This window comes from Rhodococcus sp. AQ5-07, assembly GCF_009707305.1.
Lineage (GTDB): Bacteria > Actinomycetota > Actinomycetes > Mycobacteriales > Mycobacteriaceae > Rhodococcus_F > Rhodococcus_F erythropolis.
On record NZ_CP046099.1, the window covers coordinates 2909758 to 2927065 of the forward strand.

The 17308-nt window shown below is 63.1% G+C and carries 16 protein-coding genes; 3 read left to right on the top strand and 13 right to left on the bottom strand.

Annotated features, from left to right (window positions below):
* Window positions 1–15: 15 nt before the first annotated feature.
* From GJB56_RS13300 to dapE, 6 genes are all read right to left on the bottom strand, one after another.
* Window positions 16–957, bottom strand: a complete 942-nt coding sequence (locus GJB56_RS13300) for a glucosyl-3-phosphoglycerate synthase (RefSeq protein ID WP_113683143.1) — start codon at window positions 955–957, stop codon at window positions 16–18.
* Complete coding sequence (gene folP / locus GJB56_RS13305) at window positions 954–1853, bottom strand: dihydropteroate synthase (protein WP_037249509.1); 900 nt, start codon at window positions 1851–1853, stop codon at window positions 954–956. The genes GJB56_RS13300 and folP overlap by 4 nt, the downstream gene beginning before the upstream one ends.
* A gap of 30 nt (window positions 1854–1883) precedes the next feature.
* Entirely contained in the window at window positions 1884–3656 is a 1773-nt protein-coding gene (locus tag GJB56_RS13310) for a long-chain-acyl-CoA synthetase (protein WP_113683144.1), read from the bottom strand.
* A gap of 112 nt (window positions 3657–3768) precedes the next feature.
* Window positions 3769–4326 carry a TIGR00730 family Rossman fold protein gene (locus tag GJB56_RS13315; RefSeq protein ID WP_020908470.1) on the bottom strand — a complete coding sequence of 186 codons (558 nt, stop codon included), beginning with the start codon at window positions 4324–4326 and terminating at the stop codon, window positions 3769–3771.
* Window positions 4320–5123, bottom strand: coding sequence for a TIGR00730 family Rossman fold protein (locus tag GJB56_RS13320; protein WP_003945176.1), 804 nt, complete (start codon window positions 5121–5123; stop codon window positions 4320–4322). The genes GJB56_RS13315 and GJB56_RS13320 overlap by 7 nt, the downstream gene beginning before the upstream one ends.
* Before the next feature lie 16 nt (window positions 5124–5139).
* On the bottom strand, window positions 5140–6210 hold the full coding sequence (gene dapE / locus GJB56_RS13325; RefSeq protein ID WP_195849605.1) for a succinyl-diaminopimelate desuccinylase: 1071 nt from the start codon (window positions 6208–6210) through the stop codon (window positions 5140–5142).
* A gap of 49 nt (window positions 6211–6259) precedes the next feature.
* Here dapE and dapD point away from each other — a divergent pair, with 49 nt between their 5' ends.
* Both dapD and GJB56_RS13335 read left to right on the top strand, forming a co-directional pair.
* Window positions 6260–7213, top strand: a complete 954-nt coding sequence (dapD, locus tag GJB56_RS13330; protein WP_019749368.1) for a 2,3,4,5-tetrahydropyridine-2,6-dicarboxylate N-succinyltransferase — start codon at window positions 6260–6262, stop codon at window positions 7211–7213.
* The gene (locus GJB56_RS13335; RefSeq protein ID WP_020908472.1) at window positions 7213–8595 is read left to right on the top strand and encodes an amino acid permease; all 1383 of its coding nucleotides are present in this window, start codon (window positions 7213–7215) and stop codon (window positions 8593–8595) included. The genes dapD and GJB56_RS13335 overlap by 1 nt, the downstream gene beginning before the upstream one ends.
* Window positions 8596–8604: 9 nt before the next feature.
* On the opposite strand, the gene GJB56_RS13340 is transcribed toward GJB56_RS13335, so the two are convergent.
* Both GJB56_RS13340 and GJB56_RS13345 read right to left on the bottom strand, forming a co-directional pair.
* Window positions 8605–9363 carry an ABC transporter permease gene (locus GJB56_RS13340; RefSeq protein ID WP_047889712.1) on the bottom strand — a complete coding sequence of 253 codons (759 nt, stop codon included), beginning with the start codon at window positions 9361–9363 and terminating at the stop codon, window positions 8605–8607.
* A complete protein-coding gene (locus GJB56_RS13345; RefSeq protein WP_113683146.1) occupies window positions 9363–10337 on the bottom strand; it encodes an ABC transporter ATP-binding protein in 975 nt (324 codons plus the stop codon). Before GJB56_RS13345 ends, GJB56_RS13340 begins: the two co-directional genes overlap by 1 nt.
* Window positions 10338–10548: 211 nt before the next feature.
* Between GJB56_RS13345 and GJB56_RS13350 the strand changes: the two genes are divergently transcribed.
* Window positions 10549–11769: an HNH endonuclease gene (locus GJB56_RS13350; protein ID WP_230091188.1), complete on the top strand. Its 1221-nt coding sequence runs from the start codon at window positions 10549–10551 to the stop codon at window positions 11767–11769.
* Window positions 11770–11784: 15 nt separating this feature from the next.
* On the opposite strand, the gene GJB56_RS13355 is transcribed toward GJB56_RS13350, so the two are convergent.
* From GJB56_RS13355 to fdxA, 5 genes are all read right to left on the bottom strand, one after another.
* Window positions 11785–13386: a substrate-binding and VWA domain-containing protein gene (locus tag GJB56_RS13355; RefSeq protein WP_113683148.1), complete on the bottom strand. Its 1602-nt coding sequence runs from the start codon at window positions 13384–13386 to the stop codon at window positions 11785–11787.
* A gap of 213 nt (window positions 13387–13599) precedes the next feature.
* The gene (locus tag GJB56_RS13360) at window positions 13600–15012 is read right to left on the bottom strand and encodes an acyl-CoA synthetase (protein WP_113683330.1); all 1413 of its coding nucleotides are present in this window, start codon (window positions 15010–15012) and stop codon (window positions 13600–13602) included.
* Window positions 15013–15024: 12 nt separating this feature from the next.
* Entirely contained in the window at window positions 15025–15708 is a 684-nt protein-coding gene (locus GJB56_RS13365; protein ID WP_113683149.1) for a rhomboid family intramembrane serine protease, read from the bottom strand.
* Between the two features lie 64 nt (window positions 15709–15772).
* Window positions 15773–16876: a succinyldiaminopimelate transaminase gene (gene dapC, locus GJB56_RS13370; RefSeq protein ID WP_019744514.1), complete on the bottom strand. Its 1104-nt coding sequence runs from the start codon at window positions 16874–16876 to the stop codon at window positions 15773–15775.
* A gap of 5 nt (window positions 16877–16881) precedes the next feature.
* Window positions 16882–17205 carry a ferredoxin gene (gene fdxA / locus GJB56_RS13375; RefSeq protein ID WP_003945248.1) on the bottom strand — a complete coding sequence of 108 codons (324 nt, stop codon included), beginning with the start codon at window positions 17203–17205 and terminating at the stop codon, window positions 16882–16884.
* Window positions 17206–17308 lie beyond the last annotated feature (103 nt).

A 17308-nucleotide genomic window follows, 5' to 3' on the forward strand; every position in this document is an offset into this window, starting at 1 on the left:
CCCGAGTGTGAGCGGTCAGACCCCCGCGGTGCGCACTATCGAATTCATCGGGGGTCGATCGAGTAGCGAAACCTCAGTGGTCTCGGGCACGAAAGAATCGCCGTCGACCAGGAATTGGGTCAACCCGGCACCCGAATCCTCGATCCCGCACCGCCGGAGCATCGTTCCGATGATCTGCCGGCTCATCACGCCGAGGTCGGCGAGCGGCCGGTTGCGATGCTTGCGCACACCGAGATTGACCTGACCGATCGCCGCCAGCCCCAACGTGTCGTACGTGTCGAGCAGAAGGCCGATCTCGACGCCGTAGCCGGGCGCAAACGGAACAGCCGACAGCAGCTCACGGGTGCCCGCGTATTCACCGCCCAATGGTTGCAGTACCGACGTGAGTTCGGGCCGCAGCGCAGCCAACATGGGCCGCGCAACCAATTCCGTGACTCGTCCGCCGCCGTTGGCGTCCTCCGTGCCGCTCACGCGCAGCGGACGGCGGTAGTAGCCCTTCACCAGATGGATGCCGTCCACCGTGAGCAGCGGCCCCAGCAGTTTGGGCACGAACGCCGGATCGGGATTGATGAGATCGGAGTCGACGAATGCGATCAGATCGCCGGTCGTTGCGGCGACCGAACGCCACAGCACCTCACCCTTGCCCGCGGTCGGCGGGATGGACGGGACTGCGCTCTCACGACTGATCACCGTCGCCCCCGCCGCGCGAGCACGCTCGGCGGTACGGTCGGTCGAACCGGAATCGAGAACGATCAACTCGTCGACCAAACCACCGAGCAACGGGTGAATGGTGTCGACCACCGCAGCAACGGTGTCCTCTTCATTGAGCGCGGGCAACACCACCGAGACGGTTCGGCCACGCTTCGCCCGTTCGAGTTCGGCGACCGTCCAACTCGGATGGTCCCAACTGTTGGCTTCTGCCCATACGCGGGTCGGGCCCGCACCGGTGATGCTCATGCCAGACCTCGAACCGTACGTACCGGGGCACGGCGTCCTTGGATCGCGGCCACCATGTCGACTACTCGACGGGTGGACGCCACCTCGTGAACACGGAACACCCGGGCGCCGCCAGCCGCGGCCATTGCTGTCGCTGCCAATGTTCCCTCCAACCTCTCGGAAAGCTCCACACCAAGAGTCTCCCCGATGAAGTCCTTATTGCTCAGCGCCATCAGCACTGGCCACCCGGTGTTTACAAGAACGTCCACTTTTCGCAACAACTCGAGCCCGTGGAAGGTGTTCTTACCGAAATCGTGAGTGGGATCGATCAGAATCGCGTCACGCGGCACTCCGAGTGCCAGGGCGCGTTCTGCCGCCGACACGACCTCGGTGACCACATCTGCGACGACGTCGTCGTAGCGGACACGGTGCGGGCGGGTGCGCGGAACCGCACCACCCGTGTGCGAGCAGACGATCCCGGCACCAGTCTCGGCGGCAACCACAACGAGTTCCGGATCCGCACCCGCCCACGTGTCGTTGATCAGGTCGGCGCCTTCGCCGCGTGCCAACCGCGCGACGCCGCTCCGCCAGGTGTCGACGCTGATGATCAGCTCGGGGTACTTGGCTCTGATCGCGGCGACGAACGGAACCACCCGCCTGACCTCCTCGTCGGCGTCGACGAGGTCACCTGGCCCGGCTTTCACTCCCCCGATGTCCACCAGATCGGCGCCCTCGTCGACGGCCCTGTCGACGGCAGCCATCGCTGCCGAATCCGAGAACGTCGCGCCCTGGTCGTAGAAGGAATCGGGAGTGCGGTTGACGATCGCCATCACCAATGCACGGTCGACCGCGACCGGACGCCCACACAGGGTGGGCGCCGGACCTGGCTGCGCGGTCGAACCGGAGAGTGAAGACATGCCACTCATACTGGCATGACGGAACTCGGTCTAGCCCTTGGGTACCGAGCCTGCCGCGACCTTTCCGACGTATTCGTCGTACGAGTCCACGTAACCACCCTCGCGGCCTTCGAGAACGTGCAGAGTGTCGGCGCCGACGTCGTAACCCTCGTTGCGCAATTCCACCTTGCGCGACTTGAAAGTGCTGGTGTGTTCGAGTGAGTCCACGATGCGGATGAACAGCGGGACCGCGTAGTTGGGGAGCTTGCCGTAGAGGTGAGCCGCGACTTCGCTGCCCTCGAAACTGTGACCGTCCCGTAGCTTCACCGCCGCCATGCCCGCGCGACCGTCGGTGCCCGGAATCTCGACGCCGTAGACAACCGCTTCCTCGACGGCCGGGTGCGAACTCAGTGCGCCCTCGACCTCCGTGGTGGCAACGTTCTCGCCCTTCCAACGGAAGGTGTCGCCGAGACGGTCGACGAAGGCGACGTGGCCCCATCCCTGCTTGCGCACCAGGTCTCCGGTATCGAACCAGGTGTCGTCGTCCTTGAATCCGCCGCGCACCAGCTTGCTGTTGCTCGCGGCTTCGTCGGTGTAACCGTCGAAAGGCGCTCGGTCGGTGACCTTCGACAGCAGGAGCCCGACCTGACCCGTGGACACCTTGCGAAGGCGACCGTCGGCTCCACGCAACGCTTTTCCGGTGTCCTCGTCGAACTCCACGACGGCGTGCGGCAACGGACAGATGCCGGCCGTCTTGTCGACGTTGAGTGCGTTGACGAACGCGATGTTGCATTCGCTGGCACCGTAGAACTCGGCGACGCGGGGAATGCCGAAGCGCTGGGTGAATTCGGCCCAGATCTCCGGGCGCAGACCGTTACCCACCATCAGCCGAACCGCATTGTCGCTGTCGGTCGGTTTGACCGGCTGGTTGAGCAGATAGCGGCACAGTTCGCCGATGTAGGTGAACGCGGTCGCCTTGTTTAGTGCGATGTCGTCCCAGAACCGCGAGGCGGAGAACTGACGACCGATCGCGATTGTCGCGCCGGACGCGAGCACCGAGGACAGCGAGACCGTCAACGCGTTGTTGTGGTAGAGCGGCAGGCAGCAGTACAGAGTGTCCGAGCCGCGCAAGCGCACACCCATCAACCCGAGGCCCGACATCGACTTCAGCCAACGGAAGTGAGTCATCAAGCTGGCCTTGGGCATTCCCGTGGTACCCGAGGTGAAGATGTAGAACGCCTTCTCCTTCGCGAGCACCTCGGCGGTGACCGCCGGGTTGGCGGCATCAGCCGTCTTCGCCAGATCCGCGAGTTCACTGACGAGAAGTTGATTCGGTCCGGTAAACCCCGCCGGCAAGGATTCGAGGGCCTCTTCGCACTCGTCGGCGACCACCAGGACGCGCGCGTCGAGCAGCGTAAGGCTGTGTGCCAGAACGTCGTCGCGCTGGTTGTAGTTCAACATGCCCGCAGCCGCGCCGAGTTTGACGGCGGCCAACGCGATCAGCAGGGCTTCGGGGGTGTTCTTTGCCAGCACTCCGACGACGTCTCCGCGATCGACTCCTCGTCCGCGGAGGACGTCGGCGAAGCGGTTCACCAGTTCGTTGGCCTCCGCGTAACTGGTCGCGTGGCCCTCGAACCGGATGAACGGGCGCGACGGGTGCGCGTGCGCGGCCTTCTGGAAGATCAACCCGATCGATTCCTTGGCCGAAGGCTTGCGGGTGAGCCCGGCGGCCCCCCGCGCCAGGATCGGCACCTCGGTGATCATCGACGGCAGTTTTGCCGCCAGATCCAGCAGGCCGACGGTCGAACGGGCTTCCGAACTCATGGCTCCCCTAACACGTATCCGGCGCCCATTCGGCCGCCCAGTCTGCGGCCACCTTACTGCACGGTAATAAAGCCCGCCATGCCCCAGGTCAGGGTTTCACGCAGGCGTCTGATCAGGATCTGACGCACGCGTCGAGCGCAGCCTCGACGTCCGTCCGCACCAACAGAGTGTCCAAAGCCTGACGCCCGACGAAGCCGGTCCCGTCGAGCTTGTTCAACCACTCGAGCAGGCCGGTGAAGTGCCCGACGGGATCGAGCATCACCACTGGCTTCTCGTGCATTCCGAGGTAGCCGGCGGTCCACGTCTCGAACAGCTCCTCCAGCGTCCCGATTCCACCCGGCAGCGTGATGAACGCGTCGGCGTGATCTTCCATCAGCTTCTTGCGCTCGCGCATGGTGTCCGTGACGATCAGCTCGTCGGCATCGACGTCGGCTACTTCCTTGTGCACCAGGGCCTTCGGAATGACGCCGACGGTCCAGGCGCCCGCCGCGCGAGCGGACTCGGCGACAGCGCCCATCATCGAGACGTTGCCACCGCCCGAGACCAACTGCCATCCGCGTCGACCGATCGCGGTTCCCACCTCGGCAGCCAATGCCAGGAACGATTCGTCCACCGGACCCGACGCGCAGTAGACGCAGATCGAGTACTTCTTGTCGGAATCGGTCACCATTCTTCTTCTTTCCCCAGATCTGCGGCCTCGTCGACGCCCTTGTCGGCGTTGAGGACGATTCGTACTGCTTCTTCCACACTGTCGGTGACGTGCAGCAAGTTCACGTCGCCCTCGGAAATCTTGCCGTCACGCTCGAGGGTGCCGCGAATCCAGTCGACGAGTCCGGACCAGTACTCGGTACCGAACAGGACGATCGGGAAGCGCGTGACCTTGTGGGTCTGCACCAGGGTCAGTGCCTCGAACAGCTCGTCGAGTGTTCCGAAGCCACCCGGCAGGCAGATGAATGCCTGGGAGTACTTCACGAACATCGTCTTGCGTGCGAAGAAGTACCGGAAGTTGATTCCGAGATCCACCCACTCGTTGAGTCCCTGCTCGAACGGCAGCTCGATGCCGAGACCGATCGAGTATCCGCCCGCCTCGCTGCAACCGCGGTTGGCAGCTTCCATGACTCCCGGTCCACCGCCGGTGATGACGGCGTATCCGGCTTCGGCCAAAGCCGTTCCCAGCTCACGGCCGGATTGGTACTCGGGATGATCGACCGTGGTGCGTGCCGAACCGAACACCGTCACCGCACGCGGGACCTCGGCGAGTGCGCCGAAACCTTCGATGAATTCGCTCTGGATACGCAGCACACGCCACGGATCGGTGTGTACCCAGTCCGTGGGCCCGCGCTTGTCGAGCAAGCGCTGATCGGTCGTGGTCTTCTCGTCTTTGCGCTTGCGTCGAAGCTGAACGGGCCCGCGGTGCTTGATCGACGAGCTCTGCTTCTTCGAAGCCGAATTCTTCTCTGGTGCCATGCGGCAAGGCTAACGGTCAGGCCGACAGATACTTCCTCAGCACGGCCGCGACGTCGGTGATCTGCTGCACCGGAACGTGCTCGTCGCGCTTGTGTGCGAGGTTCGGATCACCCGGTCCGTAGTTCACGGCAGGAATGCCGAGCGCCGAGAACCTGGACACGTCGGTCCACCCGTACTTCGCACGGAACTGACCACCGGCCGCCTCGATCAGGGCGGCAGCGGACGGGTTCGCCAAGCCAGGCAGCGCGCCGGGTGAGGAGTCGGTGACCTCGAATCCGAGGCCCAGACCGTCGAACACTTCGCGCACGTGCGACTCGGCTTGCGCCTCGCTGCGATCGGGCGCGAATCGGAAGTTGACGTCCATCTCGGCTTCGTCCGGGACGACGTTTCCGGCGACCCCGCCAGAAATCCGCACCGCCGACAAACCTTCGCGGTAGCCGCAACCGTCGATGTCGACCGAGCGCGGCTGGTAACTCGACAACCGCTCCAACGCACCGCCGAACTTGTGAATGGCGTTGTCCCCCAGCCAGGACCTGGCCGAATGTGCGCGAGTTCCCGAAGCTGTCAACCGAACCCGCATCGTGCCCTGGCACCCGGCCTCGATGAAACCGGCCGTCGGCTCACCGAGAATTGCGACGTCGGCCGCGAGCCATTCCGGGATCTCGCGTTCGATTCGTCCCAGGCCGTTGTACGTCGCGGCGATCTCTTCGCAGTCGTAGAAAACCAGGGTCAGATCGTGGGCCAGGTTCTCGATGGTGGCCGCCAGGTGCAGAAAGACCGCATCGCCCGACTTCATGTCCGCGGTCCCGCAGCCGTGCAGGATGTCGCCGTCACGCCGCGAAGGAACATTGTCCGCGATGGGCACCGTATCCAGATGTCCGGCGAGCATGACGCGACTGGGCAAACCACGCGAGGTCCGCGCCAACACGGCGTTGCCGTTGCGGATGATCTCGAAGCCCGAAGTCTGCTCACGCAGCGCATCCTCGACGGCCTGCGCGATGACGGATTCGTCGTGCGAGACGCTGGGGATGTCGACCAGGGCGGCCGTCAAGTCGATGGGGTCCGAAGCAAGATCGAGGATGCTCACACGCACCAGCCTAGGCCGGTGCACCCACCACCCAGTAATCTCTAGTCCCGTGAGCGCACAGGGAGCAACAGCAGTAGGTATCGCCAACGTGACCGCGGACGGAACCGTCCTCGACACCTGGTTCCCGGCACCGGAGCTGGGAACATTCGACAAGACCGGTACCGAGAACGTCGAGGGAACAGACATTCCTTCCGATCTTGCACTGCTGGCAGGCACTGACGACGCTCGCGAGGTCTCGCAGGTCGTCGTCCGCACCACCATCGCCGATCTCTCCAAGGCACCGGTCGACGCACACGACGTCTACCTGCGCCTCCACCTCCTCTCGCACCGTCTCGTCGCACCCCACGGCGTCAACCTCGACGGCCAGTTCGGCCTGCTCAGCAACGTCGTGTGGACCAACTTCGGCCCGTGCGCCGTCGAAGGCTTCGAGCAAGTTCGCTCACGTCTGCGCATCCGCGGCGTCGTGACCGTGTTCAGCGTCGACAAGTTCCCCCGCATGGTCGACTACGTCGTGCCGTCCGGAGTGCGTATCGGTGACGCGGACCGTGTCCGACTCGGTGCGCACCTCGCCAGCGGAACGACCGTCATGCACGAAGGCTTCGTCAACTTCAACGCCGGCACCCTCGGTAACTCCATGGTCGAAGGCCGCATCTCCGCGGGCGTCGTCGTCGACGACGGATCCGATGTTGGCGGCGGCGCCTCCATCATGGGCACCCTCTCCGGCGGCGGCAAGGAAACCATCTCCCTCGGCAAGCGCTGCCTCCTCGGCGCAAACGCCGGCCTCGGCATTTCGCTCGGCGACGACTGCGTCCTCGAAGCGGGCCTCTATGTCACCGCGGGCACCAAGGTCACCGGCCCGGACGGCACCGTCGTCAAGGCCAAGGAACTCAGCGGCAAGTCGAACCTTCTCTTCCGTCGTAACTCGGTCTCGGGTGCCGTCGAGGTCGTGCCGTGGAAGGGCACCGGCGTCGAACTGAACGCTGCTTTGCACGCCAACGACTGATGACTGACACCGACGTCTCCGACGGAACAACCACTGCTCTCGGCCACGGTCTCAAGGTCCGCCATCTGACGATGATGGGCCTGGGCTCGGCCATCGGCGCCGGCCTGTTCCTCGGAACCGGTGTCGGTATCGCCAAGGCCGGCCCGGCCGTCCTGATCTCCTACATCCTTGCGGGCGCCGTCGTGGTGTTCGTGATGCGCATGCTCGGTGAGATGGGAGCTGCGATCCCGGCGAGCGGTTCCTTCTCTCACTACGCCCGCCTGGGGATCGGCGAGTGGGCCGGCTTCGTGATGGGCTGGCTCTACTGGTTCATGCTGATCATGGTGCTGGGCGCCGAGATCACCGGAGCCTCGGCGATCGTGAACGACTGGGTGCCGTCGATCCCGCAATGGGTTGTCGCCCTGGTATTCGTGGTGTTCTTCGCCGTGGTGAACCTGGCGAAGGTCAGCAACTTCGGTGAGTTCGAGTTCTGGTTCGCCGCAATCAAAGTCACCGTCATCATCGCCTTCCTCGTCATCGGCGTCCTGCTGGTGTTCGGCATCCTCCCCGATACCGATCCGGTCGGTACGAGCAATCTGTTCGGGCAGGGCGGCTTCATGCCCAATGGGTTGTCCGGCATTGCCGCAGGACTGCTCGTCGTGGCGTTCGCCTTCGGTGGGATCGAGATCGTCACCATCGCCGCAGCCGAATCCGAGAATCCGGAACGCTCCATCGCCGTCGCTGTCCGCTCCGTGGTGTGGCGCATCAGCGTCTTCTACATCGGTGCCATCTCCATCATGGTTCTGGTGCTGCCCTGGAACGACCCCGAACTCGAGAGCGGCCCGTTTGTGGCCGTCTTGAACAAGGCGAACATTCCGGGTGTTGCCGGGTTCATGGAACTCGTCGTAGTGGTGGCGTTGCTTTCCGCCTTCAACGCCAACATCTACGGCACCTCCCGGATGGCGTTCTCACTTTCGCGCCGCGGCGACGGACCCGCTTTCATGGCGAAACTGTCGAGCACCGGAGTTCCGACCAATGCCGTTCTGCTGTCGGTGTTCTTCGGCTTCGTCAGCGTCCTGCTCAACTGGCTGCTCCCCGACGACCTGCTCGGCATCCTGCTCAACGCAGTCGGCGCCGCGCTGCTCGTCATCTGGATCTTCATCGTCGTCTCGCATCTGCGACTGCGTAAACAACTCGAAGCGTCGGGCAAGCTGACAGTTCGTATGTGGCTGTTCCCGTATCTGAGCTACGCGACCCTCGCGATGCTTGGCGTCTTCGTCGTCCTCATGCTCTTCGACGCCGATGCCCGTGCACAGTTGATCTCGACCACCGTGTTGTTCCTCGTGATCGCGGCATTGGGTTTCCTGAACGCCCGCTGGCGTAAGCAGAATCAGCCCGCCTGATCCGTGTGCCTATGCATCCCGCCTGTTCACGACGACGATGCTGAGGCCGAATACGACGAGCACGAAGAGGGCGAAGTAGACCAGGCTGCCCCAGGGTCCCCAGTGGAAGTCGACGCTACCGCCGGAACCGAGAAAGTTGTTGGCGTTCATGAACGGCAGGAACGGCATGATCTTCTCGCCGATACTTCCGAACAGGTTGAAAAGATTCTCGATCAGCAAGGGCCACAACAGCAGTAATGCGATCGCGCCTGCAGACTGCCGGAGCAACGCGCCCACTCCTACGGCTAGAACTACGCAGAAGAACGCGTAGATCGGTGTTCCGTAGACGACCCGCCAGCTATCGTCGCCGGACAGAGTCAGGAATCTTCCGGCGTCACCTGATGTGGCCTTCGTGAGAGCGAAAGCGCCGAACGACAATACGAGAGTCAGTACCGCTCCGAAACCACCGATGAGGCCCGCTTTGGCGATGAGCACCGAAGCGCGGTTCGGAACTGCCTGGAATGTTGTTCGGATTGTCCCGAAGCGATATTCGCTGGTGATCGCGAGAGCCGCCATGATCATCAGAACCAACACACCGAAGCCGGTCACTCCACTGAGCGCCCCCGACACTGTCGGCATCATTGCACCATTGGGGCTACTGAGCGACGACTTGGCGCTCAGTCCGAAAACCGTAGCGAGTCCCAACCCGAGCACGATGATGATGATCGTGCACCACAACGGTGATTTGGTCGTGGTGATCTTGATACGTTCAGCACTGAGAACAGCCATTACAGTGCACCTCCCATAGCGTGCTGTGTGTTTGCATTCTGAGTTTCGGGGGCTGCTTCGATATCGGATGCGTGGTACTGGACATCGTCTCCGGTCAACTTCATGAACGCATCCTCGAGCGACCCCTGCACAGACGCCAACTCGTACAACACGATTCCCTGCGAACCAGCCAGACCCCCGATCACATCAGTGGTCGAATCCACGACCACCAACACCGGCTCCGATCCTGAATGCTCCTCGCGGACAGTCAGTCCGTGGGCAGTCAATGCGGCATGGAGAGCGTCCAATTGTGGGCTGCGCACGCGCACCGTCGACTCCGACGAGCGATCCACGAACTCCGCGACCGTCGAATCCGAAATCAACCGACCCCGACCGATCACCACCAACTGCTCCGCCGTCAACGCCATCTCCGAGAGAAGGTGACTCGACACCAGCACCGTGCGACCCTCGGCCGCCAACCGCTGCATGAACTTACGAATCCAGACGATGCCCTCCGGATCGAGACCGTTGACCGGCTCGTCGAACAACAACACCTTCGGATCACCCAACAACGCACCCGCCAACCCGAGACGCTGCGACATACCCAACGAGAACCCGCCAGCCTTCTTGCCCGCCACCTCGGACAACCCGACCAACCCGAGCACCTCGTCGACGCGGGACTTCGGGATCCCGTTCGAAGCAGCCATCCACTGCAGATGCGCCCGCGCACTGCGATTGGGATGCACCCACTTCGCATCCAACAACGCGCCGACAGTCCGCAGCGGCGTCTTGAGCTCGCGGTACGGCTTGCCGTCGATCAACGCCGCACCCGACGTCGGCTGATCCAAACCCAGGATCATCCGCATCGTCGTCGACTTACCCGCACCGTTGGGGCCCAGAAAGCCCGTCACGATGCCCGGCTTGACCGTGAACGACAAATCGTCCACCGCTTTCGTCGGTCCGTAAACCTTGGTCAATCCCGTCAACTCGATCATGAGGACCAGTCAACCATGAAAACCGAACTGTCGGAACTTTCGGACGCCAACAGAGAAAGCCGTTGCGTGCGTTCACCGTCGGCGCTAGTATCGAATGTATGTTCGACACTACCGGGGGGTAAAAGTGACGACGAAAGTATCTGAACAGGCGATATCCAATCAGACGATATCCGAAGAGACGATCGGACAATTCCGAGCGTCACTCGTCAGCATGGATCGTTCCATCGACAACGCAGCTCGCGTGGATCTACTACGCGCACTGGAAGAGCTGAAGGCCAGTTGCGCTGGGGCCCAGGCATTGCTGGCTGCCGATCTCGACACGGTAACCCGCAAGGACCGCGGCGAACGGGGAGTTCCGCGCCCATACCAGGGCCGTGGAATCAACGCGCAGATTGCCCTCGCACGGCGAGAGTCGGCATGGTTCGGAACTCAGCATCTCAACCTGGCCCGCGCACTGAACGACGAGATGCCGCACACACTTCGACTACTCGTCCGTGGCTCCATCAGTGAGCATCAAGCGACAATTCTCATGCGTGAAACTGCGTGTCTCACAGTCCAGGATCGCGCTGCATTGGATCGCGAGTTCTGCTGCGACGCTGCAATCTTGGACGGATGTGGCACCCACCAACTGACAGAAAGAATCCGCGCACGCACTGCGGAAATAGACGCCGACAGTGTTGCCAGACGAGCACGCAAAGCCGTACGAGACAGACGTGTGACGTCTCGGCCTGCGCCCGACACGATGTGCTGGCTCAATGTCCTACTTCCCGCTGCCGCGGGTACCGTCGTATATGCCACGCTCGGCCGCGATGCAGATTCCGTACTTGCCGGCGGGGACGAGCGCACGCGAGCTCAGATCATGGCTGATCTCCTGGTGGAGCGAGTCACCGGAATCGGCCGCGCCACACCGACACCCGTCACGGTGAATCTGATTGTCTCCGACCAGTCGCTACTCGGCGACGGTTCCGACCCTGCCCACGTCCACGGGTACGGACCTGTTCCAGCAGCCATCGCACGTGAATGGATCACCTTGTCCGGCGAGGACTCCGAAACCATGACAACGGTTCGAAAGCTCTACGCACGCCCCGACACCGGCGCACTGACCGCAATGGAATCCACGGCGAGGACCTTCCCGAAAGGACTGGCGCGATTGATCGAACTTCGTGATCGAAGCTGCCGCACTCCGTGGTGCGACGCGCCGGTTCGCCACCGCGACCACATCCGCGATCACTCCAGGGGTGGCCTCACCAGCGCAGCCAACGGTGCCGGGTTGTGCGCGGCATGCAACTACGCGAAACAGGGCTCGGACTGGTCTGCCGAACCTGTACCAGGTACCCGGCACACCTTCACCACGACGACATCTACCGGGCACCGATATTCGTCTGAGGCTCCGCCACTTCCGACGCCCTGGGCCGGTCCCGACGCGGCCTGAGGTCCTCGGCGTGGCTCACGATCCTCGGTGAGCAAGTGCGTTCACAAACACCTCGGAAATCTCCGAGGGGTCTCGAGCGATGTACGTCGAACCGCCCGTCACGCGGGAGATCTCGGCGAGTGCCGCCGCATCGGCGTCATCGGTGATGCCGATGGTGACGATGATGACCGGACGCGCCGGATCCTGCTCGCGTGCAAGAACATCGAGCAGCTGTTCACGGCTGATGCTGTCGGGATCTTCGTTGGCACCGTCGGTCAAGATGATGACGCTGTTGACCGCTCGCGGATCGTACGATTCCTGCACCTTACGGAAGGCGGCCAGAGTCGTGTCATACAAACCGGTGGCGCCACGCTTGAGCTCGGTGAGACGGTTCGCCTGATCAGCCATCAACTTTCGCTGAGTCATGCCGTCGACGATGGTGTCGTAGCGCCTGATCGGCACCAATTCCTGAAAGTCCTGGGTTCCGTTCATACCTTGGGAGAACGCCCAGAGACCGGCAGCGACACTGTCCGGGAAGACCTGATTGCCGGCGAGAGCAGCAGCAGTGGTCAACTGCATGCGCGTCTTGCCGCCTGTCGCCGGGTAGTCCATCGACGCAGACACGTCGATCGCAACGAGTGTCCGGATCGGCTTGGCCATCAGAGCCCAAGCGCCCAGCGTTTGATCGGCCACCGACTGTTCGGAGACCGTCAAGGCCGTCACGTCACCAACTCCGCCTTCGACAGCCCCACCGGCGGAGGTACGGAAACCGCTGCGTGTCAGCACTTCCTGAGCAGATTCACTGTGCAACAGCTCAGCGATGGCGTCACTCTTCTTCGCTGCCGCGTAGTGCCGATCCGGTGCCGACGCACTGACCACCAGGGGGTAATCCATGATCATGGTTCCCGTCGCCGGTACTGTCGCGGAAATCTTCGACTCGGCTTTCGTGAACTCGACTACCTGCTGCTCGGTCGAAACACCGACCTTCCCGGAGCTGACCAATTCGGTGAGCATCTTCTGCCCTACCGGCTGATCTTCGGTACGAACGCTCTCTGCTTGGGCATGGGGTACGAGTGCCGCTCGAACCGATTCGGAGGTGGCCCCGGTCTCCGCAAGGGCTCCGAGAATGGGCGCCGACGCAACCCCGGTGAACAACGGATTGCCCAGCGCGAGATCGGGAACCTGAAGCGCCGTGAGCCAACTGGCAAACTGCTCGCCACCGCCGGACGCGAGGACGACAGGCGAGGTGGCGATCGAACCGCCGGCGGCAGCGACCGGTCCCTTGGCCGTCAGTGCAGCTTTGCCAACCCACGCTGTCGAATCCGGTATCCACATGTCCGGTGCGTCCACGCCCTTGCCCAAGGTTCCCGCTACGTCGCCTGGCAACGCAGAGGTGACCGTGATCCGTGAACAGCCTGTCTGCTCCGGCGACGATTCTGCGAGGATCTCCGTGACTGCAGGCGCGATCGCAGGATCTGCTGCCAGCGAGTACTCGTCGACGCTCTCGCAGGAATCGGACTGTGTTGCCTTGAAGACCACCACCCCGGTAGCGACTACCGCGACGGCAACCAACCCACCCACTGCGTAGAACCCGATCGATCGCCCGCTGTCAGGACTCGAATGCCGTCCGCCCGCCATGAAATCTGCCCTTCCGAGGCCACTCGCACTAGGACATACCGACGGCATGCGTGCGACTGGAGCTATCCCTACCGGGCGGTAGTGTAGCCAAGAACACAGAAATTCCAACTAGCGCTGAATCGTCGGAGAACCGACGAGCCCATATTCCGGGACAGTCCGACCGAAGTCACGAACCTTCAAGCGTCACAGCGACTTTTCAGCAAACCACTCTTCTCAGAAGAGCTCGCGCTTCTGGACCTTGCCCATCGCGTTACGCGGCAGAGTCTCGGCGAAGCGAACCTCACGGGGACGCTTGTGCGCCGACAACTCAGCCCCGACCAACTCGACCAATTCAGCTTCGGTGACCTCGGGGCTCCCGGGCTTACGGACTACGACGGCGATGATCCGCTGACCCAGATCGGCGTCGGGGACACCGATCACCGCAACTTCGGACACCGAAGGGTGCCCGAGGATGGCGGTCTCGATCTCGCCGGCGCCGACTCTGAATCCACCGGTTTTGATCAAGTCGAGGGATTCGCGGCCGACGATTCGGTGGAACCCACCCTCGTCGATGACGGCGACATCACCGGTCTTGAAGTAGCCGTCCTGCGTCCAGGACTCGGCGGTTGCGACTGGACGGTTCAAGTAGCCGTCGAAAAGCATCGGCCCACGTACCTGTAGACCGCCGATACTCTCGCCGTCGTGTGGCACGTCGTTGCCCTTCTCGTCACGAAGACGAGTCTCGACTCCGCGCAGCGGCACGCCGACCCACCCTGGGCGTCGCTCGCCGTCGAAACGTGTGCTCAAAGTCAGCATCGTCTCACTCATGCCGTATCGCTCGATGGGCGTCAATCCTGTTCGGTCCCGCAGCTTTTCGAAGACAGGCACAGGAAGCGGCGCACTACCGGAAACCAGAAGTCGGGCACCGGACAACGCGCGGGCAGCTTCTTCGTCTTCGGCGATACGCGACCAGACGGTGGGAACACCGAAGTAGAGGGAGCCTTTCGCCCGGGCGTAATTTTCCGGCGTCGGCTTGACGGTGTGGATCACCCGGCTGCCGATCCGGAGGGGGCCGAGGATTCCGAGGATCAGTCCGTGCACGTGGAAGAGCGGAAGCCCGTGCACGAGCGTGTCTCGCCACGTCCAGTCCCAGGCCTCGGCGAGCGCGTCGATCCCGGCTGCGATGGCCGAGCGACTGAGCAGAACGCCCTTCGGTGGGCCAGTGGTTCCGGACGTGTACAGGACGAATGCTGTGGACTGCGGTGCCGGTTCGGGATAGCTGTGCCACGAGCGAGCGTGCAACCGGACGGGAACTACCGGCAGAGTGTCGCAGTGGTCGTCCGTTTCACCGAGCCACGCCTGAGCACCCGAGTCACGCAGAATGTGCTCCCGCTCAGCCTTCCCCGAGTCCGGCGGGACCGGCACAACGGTGACACCGGCAATCAATGCCCCGACGACGGCGAGGATCGTTTTTGCTGTGGGAGTTGCCAATACGGCAACCCGATCGGCCTGCGCCACTCGTTCCGCGACCGAGGTCGCGGCACCGAGAATGGCACTCCGCGAGAGAACCGTGTCACCGATCGTCACGGCGGCGTCGAGGTCGTCACCGCGGGCGACAGCAAGGGGGTTCAGTGATCTCAGCAGCACCACGACAGCATCTCACAGCGCCGATGGTCGCAAACTTTCTCCTGCCCGACGCGCATCTATCGAGTGCGGAGGGAACAGCGTCACCAGCGCCGCCCCCAAGAGCGCCCCGGAAAGAACGGCGAATCCGTGCGCGTCATCGACCGTCACCAGGGTTGCGCCGCCGACGACAATCACGGCCGTCAGAACAATCTCAGGCATTCGCGGGCGCACCAGAACACCGATCCCCGCGGCCGCCGCTGCCAGAGCAAGTGTGGCACCGGAGTTTCCTGCGCCGGTCGACGGAAAGACTGCGGTGGTGAGCAAACCGAACAACAGTTCACCGAGCAGAAAGAGAGCCCAGCCGCGTGCGGCGCCCCAGAGCCGAAACGCAGGCGGTGCAACCACGGCCAGCGTCACGAGATTGGTGACGGTTCCTGCGACCCCTCCGTCCTGGACGAGCACGGAGGTCAGAATGCGCCACCATTGACCGTCGCGAATCAATGCGGGATCACGACGAAACATCTCGAGTAGTCCTGGTATCAGAAGCGCCTGCAGGATGGACGGCACTGCAACCATCAGCCAGAGGAGAGCTGCCGAGAGTGGGAATTCTCCGAAAACTCGACGACTTTTCAACCACACGAGCATCAGTGCAACCGAGGCAACAACGACAGCAAAAATCAGTACCGCGTCCAAGCCGCCGGTCCCTGAGGTGGTCACAGCGCGACCTTACATCGGACCGATACCGACATCAGGGAACCTGACACCTGGGAAAGCACACGGTTCAGGCGGAGAGGCGCTTTGCTGCCGCGGAGATTCGTTCGTCTGTTGCAGTGAGCGCGATCCGCACGTGCTTGCTCCCGCTCGGACCGTAGAACTCACCGGGGGCAACGAGAATCCCACGATCGGCGAACCAACTGACCGTCGCTCGACATTCCTCGCCGCGCGTCGCCCAGAGGTACAGACCCGCCTCGGAATTGTCGACGGTGAATCCGGCGCCTCGAACAGCTTCGATCAACACGCTGCGACGCTCGCGGTACCGCTCGCGCTGGATGTTCTCGTGTTGGTCGTCGCCCAAAGCTGCGGTCATCGCCGCCTGGATCGGCAGCGGCAGGATCATGCCCGCGTGCTTACGCACCTCGAGCAGTTCCGACACCAAAGCCGGATCACCGGTGACGAACCCCGCGCGATAGCTCGCGAGATTGGACGTCTTCGAAAGCGAGTGGACCGCAAGCAAACCGGTCAGATCGCCGTCGTTGACACGGGGATCGAGAATGGAGAGTGCATCCGCTTCCCACGTCAATCCGAGGTAGCACTCGTCGGAGACGACGATCGCGCCGCGCTCGCGCGCCCAGGCCACGACCTTCTGCAAGTGCTCGAGGCCGAGCACCTTGCCGGTGGGGTTCGAGGGCGAGTTCACGAAGATCATCGCCGCCGACTCGGGACCGAGCTTGTTCAAGCCGTCGGCGCGCAGGACGCGAGCGCCTGCCAGCTTCGCCGCGACCTCGTACGTCGGGTATGCCAACTCCGGAATGACCACCAGATCGTCGGCTCCGAGACCGAGCAATGTCGGCAGCCACGCGATCATTTCCTTCGTGCCGATCGCCGGCAGGACCGCTGCCGGATCGACGTCGGGAATGTTGTAACGGCGATCGAGTGACTCCGCTACGGCCTCGCGAAGTGCGAGCGTGCCGTGCGTCGTCGGATATCCGGGTATCTCGGCAACAGAGGACAAAGCCTCCTGGATCACCGGATCAACGGGATCAACCGGCGTTCCCACGGACAGGTTCACGATGCCGTCGGGATGAGAGTGCGCCTTCGCCGTGACGTCGGCGAGCGAATCCCACGGAAAATCAGGAAGCCCAGCGGCCACCGGAGTACGAGACAAGATCTCTATTCCTCACCCATGGGAGGCAGCGCCTTGATGAACGGCGTGTCGTAGTCGACCTTGCCGAGCTTGGCCGCTCCACCCGGCGAACCGAGATCGTCGAAGAAATCGACGTTGGTGCTGATGTACGCGTTCCACTGGTCCGGGACGTCGTCTTCGTAGAAGATGGCTTCGACGGGACAGACAGGCTCACACGCGCCGCAGTCGACACACTCGTCGGGGTGGATGTAAAGCATGCGTCCACCCTCGTAGATGCAGTCGACAGGGCATTCTTCGATGCACGCCTTGTCCATCACATCTACACACGGTTCAGCAATCGTGTAGGTCACTGCCGATCTCCCTGCCTTCCTGTCGTGCATCGCCGCCGCAACACGCAGTTGCAAGGGGCCGAAAATCCGATACGACTCTCACGTACCGCGGGAACAGCCTATT